The sequence below is a fragment of the Roseinatronobacter bogoriensis DSM 18756 genome (assembly GCF_004366635.1).
GTDB lineage: Bacteria > Pseudomonadota > Alphaproteobacteria > Rhodobacterales > Rhodobacteraceae > Roseinatronobacter > Roseinatronobacter bogoriensis.
On record NZ_SORN01000006.1, the window covers coordinates 94068 to 120621 of the forward strand.

Consider the following 26554-nt stretch of genomic DNA (forward strand, 5'->3'; position numbering starts at 1 on the left):
TCAGTGGGTAAGGGCAAGTAGGGCGATATCGCCGCCCCAATTTGCTTGCAGGATCTGGCCCGCATTATGGGCGCGCAGACCCGTGGCACAGGCCAGCACCACACGCGCCCCCGATGGCGGGCGCAGCGACGCAATGGCGTCTGGCGGGATATGGCGCGCGGCCGTGCTGAAGGGGGCGGATTCGGCGCGCAGGTCGATCAACAGGTCATCTTCGCCTATGTCATTTCGGGCGATGAAAGGCAGCGGGCGGGCGGGTTCGGGTGCCCCGTCAAACCGAAAGCCCCCCATCCGCCAGCGCGCGGCATCCAAACTGACAAGTTGCCCCAAGGGTGAAGGCGACAGCCCCAGCAGCACGGAAAGCGCCATTTGCGCCTGTAGCGCGCCGATTGTTCCGACCACCGGCCCCATGACCCCCGCTGTCGCACAGGTGGCCCCGCGTTCCGGCAGGTCGGGAAAAATGGCGCGCAGCGAAGGCGCTGCGCCACAACACCCTGCCACATAGCCCGACAGCGCCAGCGCCGAGGCTGCGATCAGGGGTTTGCCAGAATCGCGGCATGTGTCTGACAATGTCAGGCTGACCGCGAAAGTGTCCGCGCAATCAAGCACCAGATCCGACGCGCCCCCCAGTTTGGGCGCATTGGCCGGGTCCAGCCATTCGCAATAGGCAACAATTTCTGTTTCGGGGTTCAGCGCCTGCAAAGCCGCAGCAGCGGCAAGCGCCTTTGGCTGGCCGATCTGGTCCATCCGGTACAGCGGCTGGCGATGCAAGTTATGCTCTGCCACTGTGTCACCATCGAGAAGCGTGATCTTCCCCACCCCTGCGCCTGCCAGATATTGCAACACCGGCACCCCCAGCCCCCCGGCACCTACAACCAGCACATGGGCGCGTGACAGCCGCGCCTGCCCGTCTGCGCCGATTTCCGGCAAGACCATCTGGCGGGCATAACGGGTCATGCACAGGCCCCCAGCCATTGGGCAATGCGCGCATCCGGGTCGGAGTTCAGCGTTATATCCGTCACCGCCGAGACGATATCCGCGCCGGCGTCGAACGCACCGGCGGCGCGTTCAACAGACATGCCACCAATGGCGACAAGCGGGATTTCCCCCACCAGCCCTTTCCATTCGGTCACCCGGTCCAGCCCTTGCTGGTGCCATTTCATCTGCTTCAGGATTGTGGGGTAAACCGGCCCCAGCGCCACATAATCCGGCGCAAGGGCAAGGGCGCGGTCAAGTTCGGCATGGTCATGCGTGGAGATACCAAGCTTCAGCCCCGCGCGACGGATCGCGGGCAGGTCTGCCGCGTCAAGGTCTTCCTGCCCCAGATGCAACCACTCGGCCCCTTCCTCAATGGCCAGTTGCCAATGATCATTGACCACCAGCGCCGCACCATATGTTTGCGCCATGGCCAGACCGACGCGAATATCCAGTCGCAGTGCGTTGGGGTCGCGCTCCTTGATGCGCAATTGCAGGAATTTCACGCCAAGTGGCAGGGCACGTTCCAGCCAATCAACGTTGTCAAAGATCGGGTAGAACCGGGGCAGCGTCATAGCCATGCCTTTCCGACAACAGGGGTAGAGGGGGATGCCATGTCGCGCGGGGTCATCGGGTCGGCGGCATGGGCCAGCGCCCCCGCCTGTGCCGCCAGCGCAAAGGCTCGCGCCATGCCTACTGGGTCACCCGCCTGCGCGACCGCCGTATTGAGCAGCACCGCATCAAAGCCCATTTCCATCGCATCGGCGGCATGGCTGGGCAGGCCAAGGCCCGCGTCGATCACCATTGGCACCTCGGGAAAGGCCGCGCGCAGGGTTTTAAGCCCGTAGCGATTGTTCAACCCAAGGCCAGAGCCGATGGGCGCGCCCCAAGGCATCAGCACTTTTGCACCTGCCTGCAACAGGCGCGCGGCCAGAACCTGATCTTCGGTTGTATAGGGGAACACCTCGAACCCGTCAGCGGCCAGCGCCTCGGTTGCCTTCAGCAGGCCGAAGGGGTCGGGCTGCAAGGTGTCGGCATGGCCAATCACTTCCAGCTTGATCCAGTTCGTCTCGAACACCTCTCGCGCCATGTGCGCGGTGGTGATCGCCTCTCTGGCGCTGTAGCAGCCCGCAGTATTGGGCAGCACATGCACACCAAGCCCGCGAATAATATCCCAAAACGCCTGCCCCTGCCCGCCTTCACGGCGCAAGGATACGGTCGCCACCGACGCGGCAGATTTGCGAAACGCCGCCTCCAGCACCGCGGGGGACGGGTATTGTGCTGTGCCCAGCATGAGAGGGGAGTTCAGCGTGACGCCATAAAAATCGCGCATACCTCAGCCCCCTTGCATCGGTGCCAGCACTTCCAGCCGGTCGCCGTCTTGCAACATGGTTTGCGCCCGCGCGGCCTTGGGCACGAAAGCACCGTTCAGCGCCGTTGCAACGCGCGCTTCAGCCCAGTCGAGTTCGCTCAGCGCGTCCGCAAGCGTATTGGCCGCGATCTCGCGCATCTCTCCGTTCACCTCAATTTTCATGGACCATATCCCCCTTGATCCCTTGTGTCAGAAACGCCGCCGCCTGTTGCGCAAGCGCCGGCGCCAGCAAATAGCCGTGCCGGAACAACCCGTTGAGGTGCAGCACACGGCCCTGCACCACGACACGCGGCACATTGTCGGCAAAGGCCGGGCGCAGATCGGTGCCGGTTTCCACCAGCTCCGCTTCGGCAAAGCGCGGGTCCAGCGCATAGGCCGCACTCAGCAATTCCAGCGTCGAACGCGCGGAAATCCCGCGCTTGTCCGTGCTTTCAATCTGGGTCGCGCCAAGCATGAACAGCCCGCCCGCGCGTGGCACGATATACAGCGGATGGCGCGGGTGCAGCAGGCGCACAGGGCGGCCAAGCCGGATATCGGGCGCGCGCAACACGACCATTTCACCGCGCACCCCGCGCAGCCCCGGCAGCCCTGCCGCCAGACCACGCGCATCAATGACAGGGCCAGAGAATTCCTCGGGGGTGACCTCGGCCCGTTCGATTGACACGCCCTGCGCGGCCAGGGCGCGGGTCAGGTCCAGCAAGGCCCCGCGCGGGTCAAGATGGGCTTCATCCTCGAAGAACAGGGCCTGATCTGCTGTGGTCAGGTCCGGCTCCAGCGTTGCCAATTCATTTGTGATCAGGCGGTGGCCCGACGTGCGCCGCGCAAAGCGCGACAGTTCCGCCCGGTCGCGCTGCAAGGCAACAACCAGCGAACCGCGATATGTGACCTCTGTCACCTCGGCCCAAGCGCGTGCGGCGTCTTTGCCATGCCGGACGACAGCGGGTTCAGCAACCGCCCCTTCGCAATAGGGGGCCAGCATTCCGCCTGCCCACCATGAGCAGCTATGCGGCCCCGGCGGGCCATTGCGGTCCAGAATGCGCGGGGTCAACCCGGCCTTGCACATTTCCCACGCAGCCCAGAGGCCCGCGACCCCCGCCCCGATGATGGTGATATCAGCCATGCGCCCAGACCTTGTGAAAATGATGCACAGGCCCGTGCCCGGACCCGACCCCCAGACTGTCAGCCGCAGCAATTGCACCTTGCAGATAGGCATGTGCACGGCGCACAGCGTCGTCCAGCGCCAAACCCTGCGCCAGCCCTGCTGCAATCGCCGCCGACAGGGTGCATCCGGTCCCGTGCGTGTTGACCGTGGTCAGGCGCGGTGCAGTCAGGGCGGTGACACCGCCCTCCTCGACCAGCAGATCAACGCATGTACTGCCCGTGCCATGCCCCCCTTTCATCAGCACCGCCTGCGCGCCCATGCCGCGCAGCGCGTGGCCTTGGGCAATCATCTCGGCCTCGGTCCGGGCGGGGGATGTATCCAGCAGATCGGCGGCTTCGGGCAGGTTTGGGGTGACCAACGTGGCAAGGGGCAGTAGTGCATGGCGCAAGCTCTGCAACGCTTCGGGCGGCAACAACCTGTCGCCGGATTTCGCCACCATGACCGGGTCCAGCACGACCGGCAGGTGCTGGCCCGCAAGCGCCTGTGCGACGGTTTCGATCGCCTCTGACCCGCCCAGCATGCCCAGTTTCAGCGCGCGGATGTTCAGATCGTCGAACACAGCGGCAATCTGCGCTGCAATCATGGCAGGACTTGCAGCTTCGACCAGCGTAACCGCGCGGGTGTTTTGCGCCGTCAGCGCCGTGATGACAGATGCGCCATAGACGCCCAGCGCAGAAAAGGTTTTCAGATCCGCCTGTATCCCGGCGCCGCCGCCAGAATCAGAGCCTGCTATGGTCAATGCGATGGGAACCAAACTGGCGCTCCTTGCTTGAGGGTCAAACGCAAGGATACGGGCCAGAGATGCTGCGCATCTGTTCGTCACCGTTCCCTACGCCGGTATGACCCGGATCAGGTTCGATGGGTTGGCTTGCGCCTCTCAGCCCCTGTGACAGGGCACCCCAACGGTTGTGACGGGAAAGCTAAATCTGATCGGGCGGAATGACAAGGGGGCAGATACCTATGCCGCGCACCAAGCCCCCGGCCCGCTGCGCAGCTTGGCCGGGGATCGGTTGCCAGACTGGATCACCCAAGAAAAAGCCCCGCCGGCACAGGCATGTGCAGCGGGGCAGATCGAGGCCGGAAGCACATCCGGCATTGGCGGGTCTCAGGTCAGTTCGCGCTGCTGGCGTTCAGGAAGCCAAGCACATCAATCCTGTCCTGTTCATTGCGCAACCCGCGAAACGCCATCTGGTTGCCGGGAATGTAGCTGTCAGGGTTTTCCAGCCATGCCAGAAGTGATTCCACTGTCCAGACGCCCCCATGTTCCGAGAGAGAGCGTGAATAGCGCCACCCTTCTGCGGCGGCGACCTCACGCCCGATAATGTTCACAAGATGTGGCCCACCACGGTTTTGTTCGGCATCATGGATATGGCAGGCGCGACATTGACGCCATACGCTTTCACCATTGGCAATATCTGCGCCAGCCAGAAGGGCCAGTGCATCGTCATCACCTGCGGCAACATCTTGCGCAGCATCTTCGGTCGCTTCAGCTTCGGCTGCTTCAGCCTCCACGGCTTCCTCGGTCGCTTCTGCCTCGGCCACGTCGGCTTCCACAGCTTCCTCGGTTGCCTCTGCCTCGGCCACGTCGGCCTCCACAGCATCCTCGGTTGCCTCTGCCTCAGCCACATCAGTTTCCACAGCTTCCTCAGTTGCCTCTGCCTCAGCCACGTCAGCTTCCACGGCATCCTCGGTTGCCTCTGCCTCGGCCACATCAGCTTCCACGGCATCCTCAGCTACCTCAGCCTCAGCCACATCGGTCTCGATGGCGTCTTCGGCAATCTCTGCTTCGACAGGCGCTTCGTCACTGTCTGCGGCAAGCGCCTGTGCGCGCGCGGCCTCCGCTTCGCTGGCAAGGTCGCGCGGAATCCGGTAAACAGACGGCACAGTTGCTGTCTGGGTTTCTTCGACCGGTGGGTTCGCACGCGCAGCGACTGCGCGCTCTCTTGCGCCAAAGGCGTCAACAAGTACGATCAGAAACAGCAGGACCAAACCGCCGATGACCAAGGCACGCACCGCCCCGTCGCCCGGCATTCTTTTGCGAAGTTCTTCTAACCAAGACTCCATTCCGACCTCCAAAAACCATGTGTACATGAGCGTAATCAGTCGCTCGACTTATAAATGCCCGGACGGACAGTTTCCAGATACAACCGTATAATTGGCGCGTTATGTCACGGGGTAGGCCGCAAGGGACTGCGCTGCGGGTTATGTCCCGTCTCACTGCTGCGAGAAGCGCCGCGCCTCGGCCAGAAGGGCATTCAGCACTGGCGTATGCGGTTCGCGCCACGGCGCGATCAGCCCGACCTGCTTTGCACCGCCCTCGCCTTGCAAGGGCACAGCACACAGCCCCGGTGTCGCTGCGAACAAGGTCGCAGTATGGGCATTGACCACACTGACCCAGGGCCCTTCCTGCACATGGGCGACCAGCGCCACGACAGAGTTCGATTCCAACTGCGGCGCGACAGGCACATTGGCGCGCGCAAGTTCATTATTGATGATCCTTCGATTCTGCATGTCCTGCGTCAGCAGACAGAGCGGCAGATCAGCCAGTTCAGCCCAATCCAGCGCCGGGCGTTTGGCCAAGGCGTGATCGACCCGCATCAATAAAAGATAGCGTTCCTGATACAGCGGTTCGGTGACCACGCGGCCCAAGGGTTCGTTATCCAGATAGGACACTCCCGCATCCAGTTGCAGATTGTCGATCTGATGCAGGATCTCGATTGAGGACCGCGAGAGGATTTCGATCTTCACATTGGGATGGCGGCGCAGATAGGGGCCGGTCAGTTGCGCGATCATGGGCAATGCAGTCGGCACCACCCCAAGGCGCAGATTGCCCGACAAGCCGTGCCGCGCGGCGCGCATCTCTTCTTTCAGGGTCCGGGCATCGCCCACAATGCGGCGCGCCCAGTCCAGCACCCGCGCGCCCTCCGGCGTCAGCCCCTCAAAGCGCGCCCCGCGCCAGACAAGCTGCACACCAAGTTCCCCCTCAAGCTGCTTTATGGCAGAGGACAGCGAGGGTTGGCTTACGCCGCAACGTTCTGCCGCGCGGCCAAAATGGCGCTCGGTGGCAAGGGCGATGAACATTTCCAGACGATCCAGCATGATGCCGCCTATCTGACCCGACTGGCCTGCGCGTGCAAGTGTGCATTCTTTTGGGCGCCTCTTGTTGCGCCACTATAATCGCCTTACATGCAGCGCCATGAACAAGATTATGTCGCTTATAAAACGCAAACCTTCCGTGGCCGTCATTCGCTTGCAAGGCATGATTGCCAGCGGCAGCAATCCGGGGCGGCTGAATGATGCCAGCCTTGCGCCGCTAATTGAAATGGCGTTCCGGCGCGGCAAGCCCAAGGCAGTGGCGCTGGTGATCAATTCGCCCGGTGGCAGTCCGGTCCAGTCGGCGCTGATTGCCGCGCGCATCCGCAGACTGGCGGCAGAGGTGGAGATTCCCGTCCACGCGTTTGTAGAGGATGTCGCGGCCTCTGGCGGGTATTGGCTGGCAACTGCGGCAGATGATATATTTGTCGATGGCAATTCGATTGTCGGGTCCATCGGGGTGATTTCAGCAGGGTTTGGCCTGCATGAGGCATTGAACCGCTACGGCGTTGAACGGCGGGTCTATACTTCGGGCAAGTCGAAATCGCAGCTTGACCCGTTCAGCCCTGAAAACCCTGACGATGTTGCGCGCCTGCGCAGTTTGCAGGACCAGGTGCATCAGAATTTCATTGCGCAGGTGAAGTCGCGGCGCGGTGCGAAACTGGCGGATGATGACAGCCTGTTTACCGGCGAATTCTGGGTCGGCAATCGCGCGGTAGAGCTTGGTCTGGTCGATGGGCTGGGCCATCTGGTGCCGATTATGAAAGAGCGCTACGGCGACAAGGTACGGTTTCGCATTTACGGAATGCGCCGCCCGTTTCTGTCCCGTCTGGGGCTGTCGCTTCTGTCCGACACAATGGCTTTGGCCGAAGAACGCGCGCTTTATGCCCGCTACGGGGTATAAGACGTGATTATCAAGATCGTTGCCGCATTTCTAGTTTTCATGGTGGTCATGGGCGCGATCCAGAAGTTTCTGAACCCGAACCACAAGACGCCATTGGACAAATTAAGGTCCGCAAAACTGCCCCGCCCCCGTAAATGCAGTCGTTGCGGCAAGTTCATGCTGCGCGGCGATGCGTGTGATTGTAAGGAAAAGTAATTCATGTTGATCGATCTTCTGCTTGTTGCAGGAGGGCTTGTTCTGCTCTTGTTTGCAGGCGATTTTCTCGTGCGTGGCGCTGTCAACCTGTCGTTGAGGTTGGGTATTCCTGCCTTTCTGGTGGGGATGACCGTGGTTGCGTTCGGCACATCCGCCCCTGAATTGCTGGTCTCGGTGCAGGCGGTGCTTGCAGGTGCGGGCGGTTTGGCGCTGGGCAATGTCGTGGGGTCCAATATTGCCAATATCCTGCTGGTCATGGGCGCGCCTGCGCTGTTGGCCCCTGTGCTGCTGGGCCGCGAAAGCCTGCGCGATTTTTCGATCATGATCGGGGCCACGCTGCTGTTCATTGCGCTGGCTTTTACCGGTGTCATAGGGCTGTGGCAGGCGTTGGTCCTGCTGGCGGCTTTCGGCCTGTTCATGGCTGACAGCATCATCCGTGGCAGAAAGGCGCGTATTGATCTTGACGAGTTGGAAGGCGCGGACCCGAACCTGCACGGGCCGAAAATTGCACTATTTCTGGCACTTGGGCTGATTGGCCTGCCAATTGGCGCGCAATTGCTGGTCACCGGCGCTGTGGATATTGCCGAGGCGCTGGGTGTCTCTGATGTGGTGATCGGTTTGACGATTGTAGCCATCGGCACCTCGCTGCCGGAATTGGCGACAACCCTCATGGCGGCGCTGCGCCGCGAAGGCGGGGTGGCGCTGGGCAATATCCTTGGATCGAACCTGTTCAACCTGCTGCTTATCCTTGGCGTGGCGGGTGTGATCGGGCCGATGACCGTTCCGGCAGAAATGCTGCGGCTTGATCTTTGGGTAATGCTGGGCGCGGCCTTGGTGCTTGCGCCGTTCATCTGGGGCGGGCGGCCCATTGGTCGCGCATTCGGGGCGATATTGCTTTTGGCATATCTGGGCTATCTGTGGGCTCTGTTCCTGAACGGAGGATAGTCCTTGAGCAAAGCTTTGGTCACCGGCGCCGCGCAGCGGCTGGGGCGCGCAATGGCGCTATATCTGGCGCAGCGCGGCTATGATGTGGCGATTCATTACGCGAATTCAGCGCAAGCAGCAGAGGAACTGGCGCAGGAGATCGAAGGGCTGGGGCGCAAGGCCATATGCCTGCGCGCCGATCTGCTGGACGAGGCCGCCCTCGCCCCACTGGTGCCGGATGCATCTCGCGCGCTTGGTGGGCCGCTGACAGTACTGGTCAACAACGCATCAATCTTCGAGCAGGACTCGATCGCCACGGCCACCCGCGAAAGCTGGGACAGGCATCTGATGTCCAACCTTCGTGCGCCCTTTGTCCTGACCCAGCAATTCGCCGCGCAATGTCCGCCGCCACTTCCTGATAGCGCTGAAGAGCCGGTTGCACAGGGTCTGGTCGTCAATATGATCGACCAGAAAGTGCGCAAGCTGACGCCCGAGCATATGACCTATTCCATTGCCAAGATGGGGTTATGGGCCTTTACCCGCATGGCCGCACAAGAGCTTGGGCCGAAAATTCGGGTTAATGCCATCGGCCCCGGCCCCACCCTGCAAGCCGCTGACCAGCCTTTGGACCAGTATCAGCACAGCCGTGAATCCACGGTGCTCGGGCGTGGCGCGAACCCTGATGACATTACCGCTGCCTTGGGTTTTTTCCTTGATGCACACGCGGTTACAGGCCAGCTTTTATGTGTCGATGGCGGGCAACATCTGATCTGGAAGACCCCCGACATCACAGGGCCAGACATGCCATCCTAGGCCAAAAGACCGAAGTTGTGCACTGTTCACAGACATGTCACAGGAATGAGATAAATTCTGTAGGATTTTCATATGGTTGTCAGAATCAAAAAAAATCCCATTTATTTTCAGTTAGTTATATATCTGCACATTTTTTAGGCAAGTTGGAGATTGGCCTTTTAATCAAGGGAAAATGCCCTTAATCCAGTTTCTTTCCACAAGGTTATCCACAGGTTCCGTGGACATGATTCAGGTTGTAGGAACGTCGAAAACATTGCAGAGCCAGAAAGAATCACGCAAACCGATAGGCCATGTCAGACGAACCCGAAGAAATCATTAAGACCGGTTCTGAAACGCGGGGTCATGCCTGCATTCAGTCCTATCTGAAGACGCTGGACAAATCACCCGGCGTCTACCGGATGCTGAACGAGAAATCCGAAGTGCTTTATGTCGGCAAGGCGCGTAATCTGCGCGCGCGGGTGTCGAATTATGCGCGCCCGTCGGGTCACTCGGCGCGGATCGCGCGGATGATCTCTGAAACCACCGCGATGATGTTCCTGACCACGCGCACCGAAACCGAGGCGCTGCTGCTGGAGCAGAACCTGATCAAGCAATTGAAGCCGCGCTACAATGTGCTGCTGCGTGACGACAAGAGCTTTCCCTATATCCTGCTGCCCAAGGACCATGCTTTTCCCCAGTTGCGCAAGCATCGCGGTCGGCGCGCAACCAAGGGCAGCTATTTCGGTCCTTTTGCCAGTGCAGGGGCCGTGAACCGCACGCTCAACCAGTTGCAGCGCGTGTTCTTGCTGCGCAACTGCACGGATTCCGTGTTCAACAGCCGCACGCGCCCCTGCCTTCTCTATCAGATCAAACGCTGCTCTGCGCCGTGTGTGGGCTATATTTCCGAGCGTGATTACGCCGGGCTGGTGGCCGATGCCGAACGCTTTCTGTCGGGCAAAAGCACGAAAATACAGGCGCAACTGGCGGAAGAAATGGGCAAAGCCTCTGACGCGATGGAGTTTGAACGCGCGGCTGCCCTGCGCGACCGCATTCGCGCATTGACGAATGTCCAGCAAAATCAGGGCATTAACCCCAGATCAGTGGCGGAGGCTGATGTCATTTCGGTACATCTCGAAAAGGGGCAAGCTTGCGTGCAGGTATTTTTCATCCGCGCCAATCAAAGCTGGGGCAACCGCGATTTCTACCCGGCCACAGGGGCCGGGGCAGAAGAGCCGGAAATCCTGGAAGCGTTTCTGGGCCAGTTTTATGACAGCAAGGAACCGCCCCGTCTGGTGCTGCTGTCGCATGAGATCGAAAATACAGACCTGATGGGCGCCCTTCTGTCTGAACGCGCAGGCCGCAAGGTCGAGATTGCCACCCCCCAACGCGGGGAAAAGGCGGAACTGGTCGAAAACGCATTGCGCAATGCCCGCGAGAGCCTTGCGCGACGCATGGCGCAGAATGCTGCGCAGGGCCGTATGCTGGAAGCTCTGGCCGAAGCTTTCGGGCTGGAGGGGCCGCCTGCCCGGATCGAAGTTTATGACAACAGCCATATTCAGGGCACCGATGCCGTGGGCGCCATGATCGTGGCAGGCGCGGACGGGTTTATAAAAAGCCAGTATCGCAAATTCAATATTCGTGGCGATGGCCTGACGCCGGGCGATGATTTCGGCATGATGAAAGAGGTGCTGACCCGCCGGTTTGAGAGGCTGCTGAAAGAGGACCCGGACAGGCAGGGCGAAACATGGCCCGACCTGTTGTTGATTGATGGCGGCGCAGGGCAGATCAGTGCTGTGGCGGGAATCATGGCTGATCTGGGTGTTGATGACATTCCGGTGGTGGGGGTGGCCAAAGGTATTGACCGCGACGCAGGCAAAGAGGAATTCCACCGCCCTGGTGGCCGCCCCTTTGCGCTGCGCCACAATGATCCGGTGCTGTATTTCATCCAGCGTCTGCGCGATGAGGCGCATAGATTCGCGATTGGCACGCATCGCGCCAAACGCGCCAAATCGGTCAGCGCATCCCCGCTGGACGGGATCGCAGGCGTGGGGCCGGGGCGCAAGCGTGCGCTTCTGGCGCATTTCGGTTCAGCCAAGGCCGTGGCGCGGGCGGGCCTGTCGGATTTGCAGGCCGTGGACGGGATTTCCGAGGCACTGGCGCAGGTTATCCACGACCATCTGAACGAGAGGTAAGCAGATGCAGCGCATCGTCATCCTGACCGGTGCGGGATTGTCTGCCGAAAGCGGGCTGGGCACATTTCGCGACAAGGACGGGCTTTGGACGAAATACGACCTTGAGGATGTGGCCACTCCCGAAGGCTTTGCCCGCAACCCTGCATTGGTGCATGACTTCTACAATGCGCGCCGGGCAAATTGTCTGCAAGCACAGCCAAACCCTGCGCATCATGCGCTTGCGCGCCTGCAACAGGCTTGGCCCGATCAGGTGACACTGGTCACGCAGAATGTCGATGACCTGCTGGAACGGGCGGGGGCCGCGTCGGTCATTCATATGCACGGGGAACTGACACGCGCGCTGTGTGGCGCTTGCGCGCATCGCTGGGCCGCGCCTGCGGAAATGGCCCCGAATGACCCCTGCCCCGCGTGTAGCGCCCCCAAAACACGCCCTGATATCGTCTGGTTTGGCGAATTTCCCTATTACATGGACAGGATCGAGGCGGCGCTGGCGCAGGCGGATATGTTTGTTGCCATCGGCACGTCAGGCAATGTCTATCCGGCGGCCGGATTTGTGCAGGAAGCCACGCTTGCGGGCGCGCAGACCTTGGAATTGAATCTGGAACCTTCGGCCACCGCCTCGCTGTTTGATGCAGCACAGTTCGGCCCTGCAAGTCAGGTCGTGCCAGACTGGGTGTCAGAGATATTGCGCGCGGCTGCGCAGTAGCGGCTGCCAGTTGCAACGCGAGGGTTCAGGGACCGAACGCTTTGAGCGGTGAGCGGCTGAATTGTGGACGTTGCGGACGGTGGAACGCTTCAACAAGCCGCGCAGCGCCGGGCCGCGGTGCGGCGATACAAGGTTGAATCTGTAGCACTTTATGCTAGCCCAATCCGCGCAAAATCAAATCTTCTCGCCGGTGGTAGCCAAATCGCCGTGCCGTGGGTGCGGCCCGGCGATGCGCGGCGGGCTGACGCCCTTGATTCCGCGCAGCTTTGCTTGGCCAGTTTGCAGGCAAAGCTCTAACGCTCTGACCGAATAATCCGGTTCACATGCCCCATCTTGCGGCCTGCGCGGGCTTCCGGCTTTCCATACAGATGCACCGCAACATCCTTTTCGCGCAACAATTCGGGCACGCGGTTCAGGTCGTCACCGATCAGGTTTTCCATCACCACATCAGCATGGCGGCCACCATCGCCCAGCGGCAGGCCCGCAACAGCGCGGATATGCTGCTCGAACTGGTCGGTGCTGCATCCGTTCTGGGTCCAATGCCCTGAATTATGCACACGCGGCGCGATTTCATTCACGATCAAACCGTCCTTGGTGACAAACAGTTCCACCCCAAGCACGCCCACATAGTCCAGCGCATTCAGGATGTTTGCCGCCAGCAAAACTGCATCGCTGCGCTGGCCACCCGACAGTCGCGCAGGCACACGGGTTTCGCGCAAGATTCCGGCCTCATGCACATTCTCGCCCGGATCAAAGGCCGCAACCTCGCCTGTCAGGCCACGCGCCGCGATGACAGAGATTTCCTGGGAGAAGGTCACAAACCCCTCCAGGATGGCGGGTGCACCCTGCATGGCATCCCATGCCGGTTGAATATCAGCAGCGCTGTCAATCCGCGCCTGCCCCTTGCCATCATAGCCCATGCGCCGTGTTTTCAGGATTGCGGGGGTGCCAAGGTCAGCAACCGCAAGCGCCAGTTCATCGGCACTGTTCACCGCAGCAAAAGGTGCAGTTTGCAACCCAAGGCCGCGCAGAAACTCTTTCTCTGTCAGCCGGTCCTGCGACACGGACAGGGCGCGGCGGCCGGGGCGGATGGGCCGCAACGGTTCCAGCAGATCAAGGGTCGCAGTGGGGATATTTTCGAATTCAAAAGTAATGACATCAACCCGCGCGGCAAATTGCGCCAGGGCCTCGGCATCATCCCAAGGGGCCGTTGTGACATGCTCGGCCACTTGGCCCGCTGGAGGTTCGGGACTGGGATCGTAGATATGACACCGATAGCCCAATCGTGACGCCGCGACGGACAGCATCCGGCCCAGTTGGCCGCCCCCCAATATGCCGATCACGCTTCCGGCTGGCAAAAACTCAGTCATCGCGCGGCTCCTGAGGGATGGAGGCAGACAGATCCGCGCGCCATTTGTCCAGACGCGCGGCAAGCGCATCGTCTTGCAATGCAAGAATGCCAGCAGCCATCAATCCTGCATTGGCGGCCCCGGCCGCTCCGATTGCCATTGTCGCAACCGGATAGCCGCGCGGCATCTGCAAGATGGAATACAGGCTATCCACGCCCGACAGCGCCTTGGTCTGGACTGGCACGCCAATCACAGGAACACGCGTCTTGGACGCCATCATGCCGGGCAGATGCGCAGCACCACCCGCACCTGCGATAATAACCTGCAAGCCGCGCTCTACCGCGCTGCGCCCGTAGTCCCACAGGCGGTCAGGTGTGCGATGGGCCGATACGATACGCGCCTCATAACGGATTTGCATGGCGTCAAGCATCTGCGCCGCTTCGCGCATCGTGGGCCAGTCAGACTGGCTTCCCATGATGATCCCTACCTGAATATCGGACATATGGCCCCTCTTGGCTAAATTCATGGCACTTATAGCAAGGGTCGCTACGGGCGCAATCGCGTCAGGCAATGATATCCGGGGTCAGTTCATCCTCAATGCGCGATATCTGGTCTTTCAGCTTCAGCTTCTCTTTTTTCAGGCGCTGGATCGTCAGCTGCGCAAGCGGGCCTTGCTCATGCAGGGCATTGATCGCCTCATCAAGGTCACGGTGCTTCTGACGCAAGACTTCAAGTTTGACACGCAACACGTCTTCATGGCTCAGTTCCTGCGGAGAATTCATGGGCGCGATTCTATACTTGTTGATGCAGGCGTGACGATAGCCGGAAAAAGGCTGCGGCAAAAGCCTTTGATCTGCCTGAACGCGACGTGCCGCCTCTTGTGAGCGGCGCAAAACACACCATATCTATAGCGCAAAGGGTCGCCGCATTCGGGGCCCGCAGCAATGTCGCTTACTTGAAAGGGCTGAAGCTGATGACAAAACTGAATTTTCCGTCACACCCGCTGTTGCTGGGTTTCGACAGGCTCGAAAGGCTGGTTGAACGCACGGCTCGGGCGGGCACAGACGGCTATCCGCCATTCAATATCGAAGTAACCGCGCCGAACGCGTTTCGCATCACGCTTGCCTTGGCCGGGTTTCGCGAAGAGGATCTGACGATTACGGTAGAGAAACGCCAGTTGCTGGTACATGGCCAGCAGCAAGACAATGGAAATGATAGCCGCGTTTTCCTGCATCGGGGCATTGCCGCGCGACAGTTCCAACGCGCTTTCGCACTGGCTGATGGCGTGGATGTTGCAAAAGCGCAGCTTGAAGACGGGCTGTTGCATATCGACCTTGTACGCAAGGAACCCGAAGACACGGTGCAGACCGTCCCGATAACACGAGGCTGAGAGGTGAGCAGATGAACAGCGAGTTTCCTATCAAAACGACAGGTCGCCCGATCGCTTATGTGCGCCCGATCAAGGCGCGTGACCTGCCCGCAGAAATCCGCGACCAGTTGCCCGGCGTGACCGATCTTTATGCGATTCACCATGAAGAAGGCGAAAGGCTGGCATTAGTCACCGACCGGACAATGGCTTTTGTCATGGCGCGGCAGAACGATATGGAGCCAGTGAGCGTGCACTGAAACGCTGCGCGGCCAACTGTGGCAGCGCGCTCAGGAATAGCCGCTTGAGAAAACCGCGTGGGGCCGCCATCGTGCAATACGATAAAGACCCGGCTGTGCCGGGTCTTTTGGTCTTTGTCATCGCTTCAGATATCGAAGCCTCAGACTTTCAGTGTCTGGGTTGAGGCAAAGAACATCGCTTGCGAGACCGCGGAGCGCACCTGCTCTTCTTCAAATGGCTTGGTAATCAGGAATGCGGGTTCGGGTTTGTCACCCGTCAGCAGGCGCTCGGGATAGGCCGTGATGAAGATGACCGGAATTTCGGGGTATTCTTCCAGCAATTCTGTCACCGCCTCTACACCGGACGAGTCATCGGCCAGATGAATATCAGCAAGGATCAAGTCGGGTGCTTCACGCTTGCCCAAAGCGACCGCTTCGGTATGCGTCCGGGCAATCCCTGTGACCTCGTGCCCCATCTCGGTCACGATACTTTTCACATCCAGTGCGATTAGCGGTTCATCTTCGATGATCTGAATACGGCCATGCACTGATTTCGACATTTCACGATATGCAATGGCAACCAGTTCCTGCGCCTCTGCTTCGGGCACCTGTATGATCCGGGCAATATCCGGATAGGAAAACTCTTCCAGCGAGCGTAGCAACAACGCCTCGCGCGTGTTGGGGGTAAGTTCTGCAAGCAGCTTTTGCGCTCGCGCCTCGAGTCCTTCTACCGGTTCTTGCCCGACAGGCGCCCCGGTCGTTTGCCAGACCGTGTGAAATGCCTGAAAAAGCGCAAGCTTGGGGGTCAGGGCATCATTCAGCAAACTGCGGTCCTGCAAGATTGCTTCCAGGGTTGCGGCAGCATAGCTATCGCCGGACTGCTGCGATCCGGTCAGCGCGCGTGCGTAGCGGCGCAGGTATGGCAGTTCTTTAGCAATCTGCAGCGATGTCGACATAGTCTCTCCCAGGGGTGTGTGCATGGAATAATCCGTCTTCCTGTGACAATCCAAATTCTGACGCTTCATTACAACGTTTTTTTCCGCATCACGGAACCAAACACAGAAGTCCGCGTTTGGTTCCGTGATGCGGCTTAAGTCCGCCGTCTTGCGAATTCGGCAAGATCATGTCAGGTTGAAAGAAGTTGGAGCCTTTGGCGAAATGACGACAATGAATAGTAATGACGATCAGGAATCACGCACAGTTCCGCCCACAGTGGCGCAACAGATTGATGAAAACCTGAAACGATTATATTCAGAAACAACGTCCGAAGATCTTCCGCCCAGCCTGACCGAACTTCTGAATGCGCTGCGAGAAAAAGACGCTCAGAAAAAGTCAGGTGACGAATGACAACGCAAAAAGAGGCGCTTGCGCCGACCGATCCGCGTGACGAAATCGTTACGCACCTGCCTGCATTGCGCGCCTTTGCGCGTGGTCTGACGGGAAATGTAACCAGCGCAGATGATCTTGTTCAAGACACCGTTCTCAAGGCGTGGAGCAAGTTCGACCAATTCAAGGAAGGGACGAATCTGCGTGCATGGTTGTTTACCATTCTGCGCAACACATTCCTGTCACAGCAGCGCAAACGCGCAAAAGAAGTGTCAGACAGCACAGGCAGCTTTGCCGCCAAGCTTGCCTCAAAGCCCGACCATGACGGTCGAATGGCGTTGCAGGAACTAAATGACGCGCTCAAAACCTTGCCGGTCGAACAGCGCGAGGCGCTGCTGCTTGTCGGGGCGCTGGGGTTTTCGGTCGAAGAAGCCGCAGAAACCTGCGGATGCGCGCCCGGCACCATCAAAAGCCGTGCCAATCGCGGGCGCAAGACATTGGCAGAACTTTTGAACCTGGACAGAGAAGATCAACTCGTGTCGACCGACAGTTCTGTTGCAGCCGTTATGGCGGCATCACCCACGATTTTCTGAGGGCTGTACCATAGCGTGGAGATCCATAAAACGGATTGAGATCGGCAATCGCCTGGCGTCGCGCCTGGCGATTTTGCTGACATTGGCTTTGGCGCCGCTGGGGTCAATCGCCATTTATTCTGAAATCGAGAATTGGCACACGCAGAAAACGGCCTTCGAGACGGGGCTGATCGCCCGCACAATCGAAACGGTCACCGGACAACGCGCACTGCTGGAAAGTGCAATGCTATCGGCAGATACATTGTCACCTCTGGTCGCAGACAGGCTGGAAAACACGACCGCCTGTTCCGCCTTTCTGGAAAGTTTCATTGCCGAGTCAGGCTTTTATTCCTTTGCGGGCTTTATTGATGCACGAGGTCAGATGGCCTGTATCTCGGAAGGAGAGCCTGTTGACTTCAGCCAGAGCGAAGGATTTGCGGCAGCAAGTGCCAATCCCAGGGCATCGTTCAGCTTTCAGCCCTCTGGCGTGATAACCGGGCGCCCCGTGGTGCTGATCAACCGCCCCGTATTTGACGGCGACACGTTTCTTGGCTTCTTGTCGATCTCGATATCGCGCCGGACCTTTGACATGATCGCGACAATGCCAGACAGCGAAACATCGCCACGCGTTTCGTTTCTGGTCAATCACCAAGGGCAAACCCTGACCAGCGCCGACAAACCCGACGCAGAGGATTTTCTGCCCCAACCCGCGATCATGCAAGAGATGATTTCTGCGCGGCATGGGGTTTTTTCCTCTATCAGCGTGGCAGGAAAAGAGCGTCTATTCTCGGTCGCGGAACTTGTACCAGGACAGTTATTTGTCCTTGGCAGTTGGAATGTCGATGAATCCAGAAGCTTCAACCTGTGGCGGGTAGGGTTTCCATTCCTGATGTGGCTGGCCTCTGTTGCGGTGGTGATGTTTGCGGTGAATTACATGGTTGTTCGCCATCTGCGTCATATCAACACCCAGCTTCGTCGTTTCGCCCTTGGCAATCGGGAAGAGTTTCAGCGCCTTCCCGACGAAGCCCCCGCCGAGCTGCGTGAAATTGATTCAACTTTCACCAAGATGGCGCGCCTGATCCGCCGCGACGAGGTCGAGCGGGAAGATGCCCTGCGCGAAAAAACCGTCTTGCTGAAAGAAGTCCATCATCGGGTCAAGAACAACCTGCAATTGATCGCCTCGATCCTGAACCTGCAACTGCGCCGTATCACGGACTCGGACGCCCGCAACATCCTGCACGGGGTTCAGGCCCGCGTCCGGTCGCTGGCGTCAATCCACCGCCGCCTGTATGAACAGGACCGTATCTCGAACTCGAATGCGACAGAGTTCTTTGAAACCATCTTGCGCGAAACCCTGACCTTGGCACAGTCCAAACAGTCAGGATTGAAGGTTGAAACAGAATTTGAACCTGTCATCCTGCCGCCAGACAAGATCATTCCAGTGGCCTTGCTGTTTGCTGAAGCGCTGACCAACGCACTCAAGCATGCAAAGCCCCCTCGGGCCGACGCGCCCCCCTTGCTCAGGATCAGTTTCGCCGCACGCGATGGGCAGGCAGAATTGCGGGTGCGCAACTCCGTATCTGACACGGGCAACGAGGCCGTCAGCTACGGTCTGGGGCAGGAATTGATGACCGCTTTTGCACTGCAAGTGCATGGAGAGTTTGAATCTGGCGCAGTCCATGATGACAACGGCGCGGGATGGGAAATGCGCCTGCGCCTGGGTGATGCTGGCCTGAATGAAGATGGACCTGACGCAGTTACCGCCTAGCCCTCTTGCGGGGTGAACACTCGAAAGGGGCTACCATTGCAAGATCGCAAAATCGAATTGAACGACCCGGTGGACGAACACCGCGCCCTGCATGAAACAGAGTCGCGCATCGCACTTGCGGGCCATCCGCTTCATGCCATGCTTGTGGCTTTTCCGATTGCCCTGACCATGTCGGTTTTCGGGACCGATTTGCTATATTGGTGGACAGGTGATGCATTCTGGGCGCGCGCAGCGGGGTGGGCAGCCTTTGGCGGTTTTCTGATGGGTGTGATCGCGGGGATCACCGGCACTGTCGAATTGCTTGTCGTCCGCGGCATCCGCAACCGCTCTGCAAGTTGGACGCATTTCATTCTCGCCGTAATGCTGTTGTCGATCATGGGCGCGAATTGGGCACATCGCATCGGCGATTATGTGGCGGCCGTGCTGCCTTTCGGCCTGATCCTTTCAGCAATCGCTGCGGGGCTGACCGCTGTGACGGGGTGGCATGGCGGCAAACTGGTCTTTGATTATCAGATCGGCACCAAGATGCCGGATGAAAAGCCCTGATGCCCGGTGCACCAGATAAATGATGGAACCGACACCGCGCACTATCCGTTAAGTTGCGATGGAACCATCATCGCAGACCATGACCCGCAAGGCGCGCGCGCACCAACCAGCAGCCGATCGCCCGACAAATGTCCTGACACATGCCACAGCAGTGTTGCTGATGGGGGTGGCGGCAGTGGCGGCCCCTTTTGCCATCCTTCATTTCACAGGGCCGACCCCTTCTGGTGGCGTGATCTGGGATTTCAGCATGGGGCTGGGGTTCGGAGCACTTGGGCTGGCGGCATTGCAATTTGCGCTGACCGGGCGGTTGCGCTGGATTACACACCCTTTCGGGGCCGATATTGTCTATCTGGCGCATCGGTATCTTAGCTGGGGCGCTGTGGCGCTGATGCTGGCGCATTTTGCCCTGCTTTATGTCTTTCACCAACCTGCTTTGGGCGTTCTGAATCCCTTGGAAGCACGCTGGGAGTTGACGGCAGGGCGCGTGGGGCTGGGGTGTTTTCTATTGCTGATCATCACATCGGAATTCCGCAAGCGGCTGCATCTTCGCCATGAATGGTGGCGGGCACTGCATCTGGGACTTGCTGTCATGGGCATGCTTGCCGCAACCGCGCATGTGCTGGGTGTGGGCAACCTGACTGATACTGCCGCCAAGCGCGCGCTTTGGCTGGGCGCGACATTCGGGTTTGTGGCAGTGCTGGTTTACACGCATCTCTACCGCCCCTGGATGTCCGCGCGCAATCCCTGGCGCGTGGTGTCAAATACCGAAGAACGCGGCGGGGTTCATACGCTGGAACTGGCCCCCGAAGGTCGTGCACTGCACCGCTGGAAGCCGGGACAATTTGCCTGGCTGAAGGTCGAACGCTCCCCTTATTCACTGATCGAGCATCCGTTCACCATTTCAACCGCACCCGAGAAAGGCCCAAACCTTTCCTTCTCGATCAAACCGTTGGGGGATCATTCATCTGAACTGGCCCAGACCCCGGTCGGCGCACGCGCCTATATCGACGGCCCTTACGGCGCGTTCTCGATTGACCGGATGGCAAAAGCCCCCGGTATGGTCATGATCGCTGGCGGGGTGGGCATTACGCCGATCCTGTCCAATCTGCACGCTTTGGAAGCACGCGCCGACAGGCGGCCGATTATCCTGATCTATGCCAATTCCACTTGGGAAGAGGCAAGCTTTCGCGAAGAACTGGCCGCCATGAAGCGCAAGCTGAACCTGACGCTTGTTCATGTTGTCGAGAACCCGCCTGACAACTGGGATGGGGAAAGCGGCAGGGTAAGCCGGGAAACGCTGATCCGGCATTTACCCGCCGACACGCGCAACTGGCCGCATCTGCTATGTGGCCCTGCACCGATGGTGCATGCCCTGCGCCGGGAACTGGACAAGCTGGGTGTCAAACCTCGCCATATCGACAATGAAATATTTGAGCTGGTCTGAAATGCGCACGAAACTGGCCTTGTTGTTTGCTGTTCTTCTGACCGCTCTGGCTGTGACACTAGCGGCTCTGTTTGCGGTTCCGTAACTGTCGGCCACTCCTTGGGACGCTGACACAAAAAAACCGTGTCGCTTTTGACGACACGGTCACGACAGGTTTAGCAATCGTCACTTTTTTTGCGGTTCTTGACCTGAGAGTAAACACTGACACCAAATAGAAAAGCTTCCATCAGTGCTGGAAATTCGCCCTTGGGCTGATAATTCTCGCCGCGTGCAGCACGCGCGCGCAGCCGTTGGTCAACAGTGGGGATGCGCGGCTCGTCCCGCCCGCGAAAGGCCAGCAGGATAAGCCCAAACCCGCACAACACAGCACCGCATGCCAGATTGGCGATCAGCGGCGAAAACTCTCGCGCCAGCACCATCCAGCCAGAGGCAACAAAGAACCCGCCCCCAGCCGCAAGAAATGCCCCGCCGATGACGGCGAGGACAATTTGACGTATCTGCCATTGCACTTTCAGGCGGATGTGTTGGTAAGGAACAAGCATCAGCGGCGCGACATGACCAGCGCCAGAAGGAACCCTGCGCCTGCCGCAAGTCCCAGGGCCACAGCGGGACGCTCCTTGGCAAAATCTTCAGCGGTGCCAAGTGCGTCTTCCACCTCATCTACCGCATAATCATAACCGTCGCTTGCCGTTTCCACGACCCTGCGGCCCGTGCGCCGCGCACGTCTTGCAGCCTGGCGCGCGGTCTGCTGACCTGCGCGCTTCATTGCGGCAGTCAGTTCGGCCAGATCGGCCTTCACCAGTTCCAGCTGATCTTGCAATTCGTCATAGCTCAGCTCTGCCAGTTCTTCGACATCCTGCGCAGTGCGTGCCGCGTTTTTCTTGGCCTGCGCCGCCTTGTCGCTGATATCCGATTCCGCGCCATTGTTCGAATTCTGTGTTGTTGATCGAGCCATGTTATCTCCTCTGCGCGCGCAGTCTGCTCTGCTCGCTTGGTTGAATAGGTATCGCTGTCATTCGTCTGAAAACCCGTTACTTGCGAAAACCGCGCCTACCGGCAGAAAAACGGACAGCGACGCATTAAAAAGGTTGCTTTCATGTGTAACGCGGCCGGCGCTATATGGTTCCTGTGTCGTGGCATGCCCGGCCTTGCAAGTTGAGGATTTCCACGCACCAGCACGCCAAGCGGCCCCTCGATTGGCAAAAACACAGCCCCTGCACAGCAGAATGGCGATATACCGCCTGAATCCATGCTGCCGCTACGGCACGGGGACAAAGCGCTTGCCTATATTATGAAACTCAGGCACCTTTTAGCTAACGCAGCGTGGCCGACTATCGCCTCTGCCAGTAGAGTCATAGGTTTGGACAGGACGTCGCTTGAGTTCCGACACAGATACGAGCATTTTTCAAAATCGCGGGTATTTTGGGCGGTTCATGAACGGACTGAGTGCTGCGCTGATGGCGCAGCGCAGTGTCCGTTACCAAGCGGCTTTCGGACTTTGGGCCGTGACTATCGCGACGGCACTGCGCTTTGGTCTTGACGGTGTCTTGCCACCGGGATTTCCATTTCTGACCTTCTTCCCAGCAGTCATGCTGTCCTTAATCTTCGGCTCTATCCGGTGCGGAATTGCCGTGGCTGTGGCATGCGGGTTGATTGCTTGGTTCTGGTTCATTGAACCGGCGGGACAATTTGGGATGACGCATGGCGCGTTTCTGGCCATCGGATTTTACATGCTCATCACGACAACGGATGTGCTGTTCGTGACCGCTGCTGTCTGGGCCTTGCGAGAGCTTGATGTCTCTCGCTTAAAGGCGCATGAGCTTGCCCAGTCGCGCAGCCTCATGTTTTCGGAATTGCAGCACAGGGTTTCAAACAACCTTGCGACGATTGCGGCCCTGTTGCGACTGCAATCCAGCCAGACGAAGGACGATGGCGCGCGGCGGGCGCTGACTGCATCACAGGCTAGGATCAAATCCATCTCGCGGCTGCAACGCCGCTTGCATTCGGTCGATATACAGACGGTCGATGCGGCAGAGTATCTGCGCGAAGTTTTGCAGGACACGCTTGATGTTGCAAAGCTGGAGAAGCCTGTGGATATGAGGATACAAGCAGATCCGCTTGTGGTGCCCAATGACGTAGCGGTGCCCTTGGGGTTGATTGCCAGTGAATTGATGATGAACTCCATCGAGCATGGCGCAACGCTTGACCGGCCAATCACCATAACGATCAGCCTGAAATCCATCGCGCCCCTGAAAACAGGCCCGGTCGAGGCCACGCTGGAAATTCTTGACGATGGACCGGGCCTGCCAGATGACTTTGACCTTGCGCAGGCAGACAGCCTTGGGCTGTCCGTGGCAAGCCAGTTTGCCACATCGCTGGATGGAAAACTGACGCTGGAAACGGGCGCGGTAGGCGGGACGCTGGCCCGCCTGCGGTTTCGTGTGGGCACCGACAGCGTGAACGTAAACGAAACAGATGAATTAGACAGTGCAACTGCACCCGATGCCGCCCCCGGAAATATACCACAGGCCGGATAAGCCACGGCATTGCCCTGAAAGCCGGGGGAATTCATACGCGATCAGAATACGACCTCAGGCGGGGATACCTGACCCGGTGATTTTCGTATCCATATCTGCGGCAAAACTTGCGTCATGCCTTTGCAAGACAAGAAAAGTATAACACATGACCCCGGCACGGTAGCCTTCGGTCAGAGCGTTGCCCCCGATCATGTTCCCGAAAAGCGGCAGTTGCGCCAGACCCATCCTGTCCGCTGCCGGACCAACGACCCGCAAGGCATGATCACGCAGCCGGTTCAGGTTCAGCAGCGGCGTCAGATCACGGCTATGCAGCGCTTCAAAGCCATTCTTGCCAGCCAAATCAACAAGACTGCTGCGCGCGGGAACGTGCCCCAGACGCCAGCCGCGGCGAAACGCATCCAGACGCGCGGCATCGGGACCGGAAAGTTTGTCTGGCGGCATAGCCAGCATGTCATCGACAACCACCAAAAGCCCACCGGGCAAGACATGCCGCCGCGCAGCGGCAAGGAATTGCGCCGCGGTGCGGGCGTGGACATGGCTTTCAACCGCAACGACCAACTCTGCCCCGGGCAAGGTCATGGGAAGCGTGAAATCCGACCGGATAAAACTGCAACGTCTGCCCAGACCGCGTTCCACAGCAATCTGCTGTGCGATCTGCACCTGTTGCGCACTAATCGTGATACCGCAAAATTCTGTATCAGGCCAACGCCGCGCAAGCTGGAACACACTGCCTCCGACCCCGCACCCCAGGTCACGCACAGTTTCCGGCGCGCGCCCCAGGCGCGCCTCTACGGCTTGTGCGATCAGATCATTGACGTGACCAGAGGCCTGTTCCACATCACGCACCCCCTCGGCCCAAAGCGGCCTGTGAATGGCAAGTGCCGCACCACTGCCGCCCGTTTTCAGGAATCGCCGCGTGCTGGCATCGTAATATGCCGACACTGAATTCCGGCTCATGCTGTGATCGAACCACCGATAGAGTAAAGGCGCAAACAACAGTGGCAACACGACTGGCAAAACCAGCAGCCCCGACATTTTTGCAGCGGCAACCGAGCTGATCGTGAGTTGCGGCAGCGTTACGATGGCAATGATGGCGACGCCCACCAGCATCTCTGCCCCACCCTGCAAGCGCTGGCGCGCAATCGCCAGACCAGACGGAACCCAGCCCTGCGACCGACCTGACAGGATGGCCAGCACAAAGCCAGTCCGCCGCACCATGCTGATGGGCGCAAACAGGGTTGTCAGCGCCAACTCCGCCCACAAGGCCCGAAGCACAACACGGCGGCGCCAGCGATGGCGGCGCAAATCACGGCGGGCCAGCACTGCCGCGAATTTCGGAACCAGCAACGCCAGCAAGATACCCAAAAGCGGCACGATAACAGCCGCTGTGGCATGGACAGCACCAGAACCGGTCAGAACAACCAGCAACAGCCAGATCGGGGCCGAAAGATAAGATTGAATACCTGCCAGCAGATGCAGGCGGCTGGAGGGGTGCAGCCCGGGCGCGCCAATCAGCCTGAGATGTTGCAGATTGCCTTGCGACCAGCGCCGGTCGCGGCGCAGATGCGCAGCCAAGGTTTCGGGCGCATCCTCGAAACTGCCGCGATGGTCTGGCTCAATGATGACTGTCCAGCCAGCGCGGCGCAGATAGGCCGCCTCGATGAAGTCATGGCTCAGCACAGGTCCACCGAAAGGGGGACGCCCCGACAAGGGCGGCAGCGTGGCCACCTGCCGGAATGCGCGCACACGCAGCAGCGCATTATGCCCCCAGTAATTTCCTGCGTCCCCACTGAGCCGCGCCAGCCCTTTGGCAAAGACAGGCCCGGACAGGCGCGCGGATAACCGCTGCATATGCCCGAAACGGGTGCTGGCAGGGCGCAAGCTGATCGCCGACTGGACAAGCCCAAGCTCAGGATCCTGTTCCATCTGCTGGCGCAATTCGATCAGCCGCGCGAGGCTGAAACCGCTATCGGCATCCAGCACCAGCATCGTATCAAAATCTGCGCCATGCGTTGACAGCCAGTCATGCAGGTTCCCGGGCTTGCGGCCTGCGGGGTTTTCCCTGACGCGGTAGGTGATCTGATCTTCAAGCCCGGCAAAGGCCGCTTTCTCCTTCGCCAGTGAATGCGGGTCAGTTGTGTCGGACAACACGAATATCCGCGTAGTTGCCCCGATGGGCGACTGCGCCAACTCGCGCGACAGCGCCATCGCCCTTTGGGCGACAGGCTCTGGCGGCTCTCCACATAACAGCCACAGCACAGCGCAAGAATCCTGCGGCAGGGCAGCTTGTGGCTGCCGCGCAGACCCCCGCTCAAGGCCAGCAAGGGCCACACCGGCTGCGGAAAACAGCATGTAGCCGTTGCACATGAACAGCGCCAGAACCAGCGCTGAAAGTGCCGGATGGGTTGCGCCCAAGTCCAGCCCGACAAGCAGCAAGGCCCCAAAACCCAGTGTGATAACCGCTGTCACATACAGATGTTTGCGGCGCAAAGGGGTCAGCAGATGCATCATCCGCGACCCAATGGGGGCCAGATTCGGCCAAAGACCCCGTCACGCGCAAATGCGTGACGCAAGGCCGCGCCGACATGGACAAGGATCAGAGCGACAAGAACGAAGCGCGCGTTGGAGTGGATCGTCTGTGCAGCCTCGGCCAATGCATCGGATCGTGGCACCAAAGCGGGCGCGTTCACGGCATCCAGCATCTCGACGGGAAAGCCCCCCGCACGCACGCGCACATATCCGCTGACGGCCATCACCAGCAGCATGATATACAACCCCCATTGCACACCAGAGGCCGCTTTCACCTGCCAAGCGGGCATATGCGCGGGCAACACGGGCGCAGGGCTGGCTGCGCGCCAGATCAGACGCAGGGCAACCAGAGCAAACAAAATGACCCCACCATTCTTGTGCATGATGAACAGCAGGTCTTGCGTGGACCTTTGCATCCCCTCCTGTTGCATGATGACCCCGATCGGGATCATGCCCACGATCATGATTGCGCTGACCCAATGCAACAGCCGCGTTCCAACGGCATATTTTGCGCCTGACATCGCCACATTCTTCATCGCCGCACCTGTCCACCATTAGTTGCCTGA

Annotated in this window: 29 protein-coding genes and 1 riboswitch; of the genes, 13 read left to right on the top strand and 16 right to left on the bottom strand. The window is 59.6% G+C overall.

Annotated features, from left to right (window positions below; all coding sequences use genetic code 11):
* The 8 genes from EV660_RS13325 to EV660_RS13360 all read right to left on the bottom strand — a co-directional run bounded on the left by EV660_RS13325 (nucleotide 1) and on the right by EV660_RS13360 (nucleotide 6605).
* Nucleotides 1–954, bottom strand: a complete 954-nt coding sequence (locus EV660_RS13325; RefSeq protein WP_071478988.1) for a HesA/MoeB/ThiF family protein — start codon at nucleotides 952–954, stop codon at nucleotides 1–3.
* Complete coding sequence (locus tag EV660_RS13330; protein WP_071478987.1) at nucleotides 951–1547, bottom strand: thiamine phosphate synthase; 597 nt, start codon at nucleotides 1545–1547, stop codon at nucleotides 951–953. The genes EV660_RS13325 and EV660_RS13330 overlap by 4 nt, the downstream gene beginning before the upstream one ends.
* Entirely contained in the window at nucleotides 1544–2305 is a 762-nt protein-coding gene (locus EV660_RS13335; RefSeq protein WP_071478986.1) for a thiazole synthase, read from the bottom strand. The genes EV660_RS13330 and EV660_RS13335 overlap by 4 nt, the downstream gene beginning before the upstream one ends.
* Nucleotides 2306–2308: 3 nt before the next feature.
* Complete coding sequence (gene thiS / locus EV660_RS13340; protein ID WP_071478985.1) at nucleotides 2309–2506, bottom strand: sulfur carrier protein ThiS; 198 nt, start codon at nucleotides 2504–2506, stop codon at nucleotides 2309–2311.
* Nucleotides 2496–3464 (bottom strand): FAD-dependent oxidoreductase, encoded by a 969-nt coding sequence (locus EV660_RS13345; protein WP_071478984.1) that lies wholly within the window; start codon nucleotides 3462–3464, stop codon nucleotides 2496–2498. The genes thiS and EV660_RS13345 overlap by 11 nt, the downstream gene beginning before the upstream one ends.
* On the bottom strand, nucleotides 3457–4260 hold the full coding sequence (gene thiD / locus EV660_RS13350; protein WP_071478983.1) for a bifunctional hydroxymethylpyrimidine kinase/phosphomethylpyrimidine kinase: 804 nt from the start codon (nucleotides 4258–4260) through the stop codon (nucleotides 3457–3459). The genes EV660_RS13345 and thiD overlap by 8 nt, the downstream gene beginning before the upstream one ends.
* A 55-nt stretch (nucleotides 4261–4315) precedes the next feature.
* Nucleotides 4316–4418: riboswitch (TPP riboswitch) on the bottom strand.
* Nucleotides 4419–4616: 198 nt separating this feature from the next.
* On the bottom strand, nucleotides 4617–5570 hold the full coding sequence (locus tag EV660_RS13355; RefSeq protein WP_134014010.1) for a c-type cytochrome: 954 nt from the start codon (nucleotides 5568–5570) through the stop codon (nucleotides 4617–4619).
* A gap of 150 nt (nucleotides 5571–5720) precedes the next feature.
* Nucleotides 5721–6605 (bottom strand): LysR family transcriptional regulator, encoded by an 885-nt coding sequence (locus tag EV660_RS13360; protein WP_071478981.1) that lies wholly within the window; start codon nucleotides 6603–6605, stop codon nucleotides 5721–5723.
* Between the two features lie 97 nt (nucleotides 6606–6702).
* Here EV660_RS13360 and EV660_RS13365 point away from each other — a divergent pair, with 97 nt between their 5' ends.
* The 5 genes from EV660_RS13365 to EV660_RS13385 all read left to right on the top strand — a co-directional run bounded on the left by EV660_RS13365 (nucleotide 6703) and on the right by EV660_RS13385 (nucleotide 12312).
* Nucleotides 6703–7503: a S49 family peptidase gene (locus EV660_RS13365; protein ID WP_071478980.1), complete on the top strand. Its 801-nt coding sequence runs from the start codon at nucleotides 6703–6705 to the stop codon at nucleotides 7501–7503.
* Nucleotides 7504–7701: 198 nt separating this feature from the next.
* Nucleotides 7702–8643 (top strand): calcium/sodium antiporter, encoded by a 942-nt coding sequence (locus tag EV660_RS13370; RefSeq protein ID WP_071478978.1) that lies wholly within the window; start codon nucleotides 7702–7704, stop codon nucleotides 8641–8643.
* Nucleotides 8644–8646: 3 nt separating this feature from the next.
* Nucleotides 8647–9435 (top strand): SDR family oxidoreductase, encoded by a 789-nt coding sequence (locus tag EV660_RS13375; RefSeq protein ID WP_071478977.1) that lies wholly within the window; start codon nucleotides 8647–8649, stop codon nucleotides 9433–9435.
* A gap of 290 nt (nucleotides 9436–9725) precedes the next feature.
* Nucleotides 9726–11606: an excinuclease ABC subunit UvrC gene (gene uvrC / locus EV660_RS13380; protein WP_071478976.1), complete on the top strand. Its 1881-nt coding sequence runs from the start codon at nucleotides 9726–9728 to the stop codon at nucleotides 11604–11606.
* A 4-nt stretch (nucleotides 11607–11610) separates the two neighbouring features.
* Nucleotides 11611–12312, top strand: coding sequence for an NAD-dependent deacylase (locus EV660_RS13385; protein WP_071478975.1), 702 nt, complete (start codon nucleotides 11611–11613; stop codon nucleotides 12310–12312).
* Between the two features lie 293 nt (nucleotides 12313–12605).
* On the opposite strand, the gene EV660_RS13390 is transcribed toward EV660_RS13385, so the two are convergent.
* The 3 genes from EV660_RS13390 to EV660_RS13400 all read right to left on the bottom strand — a co-directional run bounded on the left by EV660_RS13390 (nucleotide 12606) and on the right by EV660_RS13400 (nucleotide 14443).
* On the bottom strand, nucleotides 12606–13682 hold the full coding sequence (locus tag EV660_RS13390; protein WP_071478974.1) for a 5-(carboxyamino)imidazole ribonucleotide synthase: 1077 nt from the start codon (nucleotides 13680–13682) through the stop codon (nucleotides 12606–12608).
* Nucleotides 13675–14163 (bottom strand): 5-(carboxyamino)imidazole ribonucleotide mutase, encoded by a 489-nt coding sequence (gene purE, locus EV660_RS13395; protein ID WP_071478973.1) that lies wholly within the window; start codon nucleotides 14161–14163, stop codon nucleotides 13675–13677. The genes EV660_RS13390 and purE overlap by 8 nt, the downstream gene beginning before the upstream one ends.
* 61 nt (nucleotides 14164–14224) lie before the next feature.
* On the bottom strand, nucleotides 14225–14443 hold the full coding sequence (locus EV660_RS13400; RefSeq protein WP_071478972.1) for a YdcH family protein: 219 nt from the start codon (nucleotides 14441–14443) through the stop codon (nucleotides 14225–14227).
* Nucleotides 14444–14634: 191 nt separating this feature from the next.
* Here EV660_RS13400 and EV660_RS13405 point away from each other — a divergent pair, with 191 nt between their 5' ends.
* Together EV660_RS13405 and EV660_RS13410 are read left to right on the top strand one after the other, a co-directional pair.
* Complete coding sequence (locus tag EV660_RS13405) at nucleotides 14635–15051, top strand: Hsp20 family protein (RefSeq protein WP_071479083.1); 417 nt, start codon at nucleotides 14635–14637, stop codon at nucleotides 15049–15051.
* A gap of 11 nt (nucleotides 15052–15062) precedes the next feature.
* Nucleotides 15063–15287 (top strand): DUF1150 family protein, encoded by a 225-nt coding sequence (locus EV660_RS13410; RefSeq protein WP_071478971.1) that lies wholly within the window; start codon nucleotides 15063–15065, stop codon nucleotides 15285–15287.
* 140 nt (nucleotides 15288–15427) lie between these two features.
* Here EV660_RS13410 and EV660_RS13415 read toward each other — a convergent pair whose 3' ends face one another.
* Nucleotides 15428–16222 (bottom strand): response regulator, encoded by a 795-nt coding sequence (locus tag EV660_RS13415; protein ID WP_071478970.1) that lies wholly within the window; start codon nucleotides 16220–16222, stop codon nucleotides 15428–15430.
* 127 nt (nucleotides 16223–16349) lie between these two features.
* Between EV660_RS13415 and EV660_RS13420 the strand changes: the two genes are divergently transcribed.
* From EV660_RS13420 to EV660_RS13440, 5 genes are all read left to right on the top strand, one after another.
* Nucleotides 16350–16613, top strand: a complete 264-nt coding sequence (locus tag EV660_RS13420; protein ID WP_244927326.1) for a NepR family anti-sigma factor — start codon at nucleotides 16350–16352, stop codon at nucleotides 16611–16613.
* Entirely contained in the window at nucleotides 16610–17185 is a 576-nt protein-coding gene (locus tag EV660_RS13425; protein ID WP_071478968.1) for an RNA polymerase sigma factor, read from the top strand. The genes EV660_RS13420 and EV660_RS13425 overlap by 4 nt, the downstream gene beginning before the upstream one ends.
* Before the next feature lie 73 nt (nucleotides 17186–17258).
* Entirely contained in the window at nucleotides 17259–18932 is a 1674-nt protein-coding gene (locus tag EV660_RS13430) for a sensor histidine kinase (RefSeq protein WP_071478967.1), read from the top strand.
* A gap of 36 nt (nucleotides 18933–18968) precedes the next feature.
* Complete coding sequence (locus tag EV660_RS13435; RefSeq protein WP_071478966.1) at nucleotides 18969–19478, top strand: DUF2231 domain-containing protein; 510 nt, start codon at nucleotides 18969–18971, stop codon at nucleotides 19476–19478.
* 58 nt (nucleotides 19479–19536) lie between these two features.
* A complete protein-coding gene (locus EV660_RS13440) occupies nucleotides 19537–20922 on the top strand; it encodes a ferredoxin reductase family protein (RefSeq protein ID WP_084634558.1) in 1386 nt (461 codons plus the stop codon).
* 155 nt (nucleotides 20923–21077) lie between these two features.
* Here EV660_RS13440 and EV660_RS13445 read toward each other — a convergent pair whose 3' ends face one another.
* Nucleotides 21078–21464, bottom strand: coding sequence for a hypothetical protein (locus EV660_RS13445; protein ID WP_071478965.1), 387 nt, complete (start codon nucleotides 21462–21464; stop codon nucleotides 21078–21080).
* On the bottom strand, nucleotides 21464–21877 hold the full coding sequence (locus EV660_RS13450; RefSeq protein ID WP_071478964.1) for a DUF883 family protein: 414 nt from the start codon (nucleotides 21875–21877) through the stop codon (nucleotides 21464–21466). The genes EV660_RS13445 and EV660_RS13450 overlap by 1 nt, the downstream gene beginning before the upstream one ends.
* A gap of 478 nt (nucleotides 21878–22355) precedes the next feature.
* On the opposite strand from EV660_RS13450, the gene EV660_RS13455 reads away from it, so the two are divergent.
* The gene (locus EV660_RS13455; RefSeq protein WP_071478963.1) at nucleotides 22356–23459 is read left to right on the top strand and encodes a sensor histidine kinase; all 1104 of its coding nucleotides are present in this window, start codon (nucleotides 22356–22358) and stop codon (nucleotides 23457–23459) included.
* A gap of 54 nt (nucleotides 23460–23513) precedes the next feature.
* On the opposite strand, the gene mdoH is transcribed toward EV660_RS13455, so the two are convergent.
* Together mdoH and EV660_RS13465 are read right to left on the bottom strand one after the other, a co-directional pair.
* Nucleotides 23514–25967: a glucans biosynthesis glucosyltransferase MdoH gene (gene mdoH, locus EV660_RS13460; RefSeq protein ID WP_211116224.1), complete on the bottom strand. Its 2454-nt coding sequence runs from the start codon at nucleotides 25965–25967 to the stop codon at nucleotides 23514–23516.
* Nucleotides 25967–26524: a cytochrome b gene (locus EV660_RS13465; RefSeq protein WP_071478961.1), complete on the bottom strand. Its 558-nt coding sequence runs from the start codon at nucleotides 26522–26524 to the stop codon at nucleotides 25967–25969. The genes mdoH and EV660_RS13465 overlap by 1 nt, the downstream gene beginning before the upstream one ends.
* Nucleotides 26525–26554: the final 30 nt, after the last annotated feature.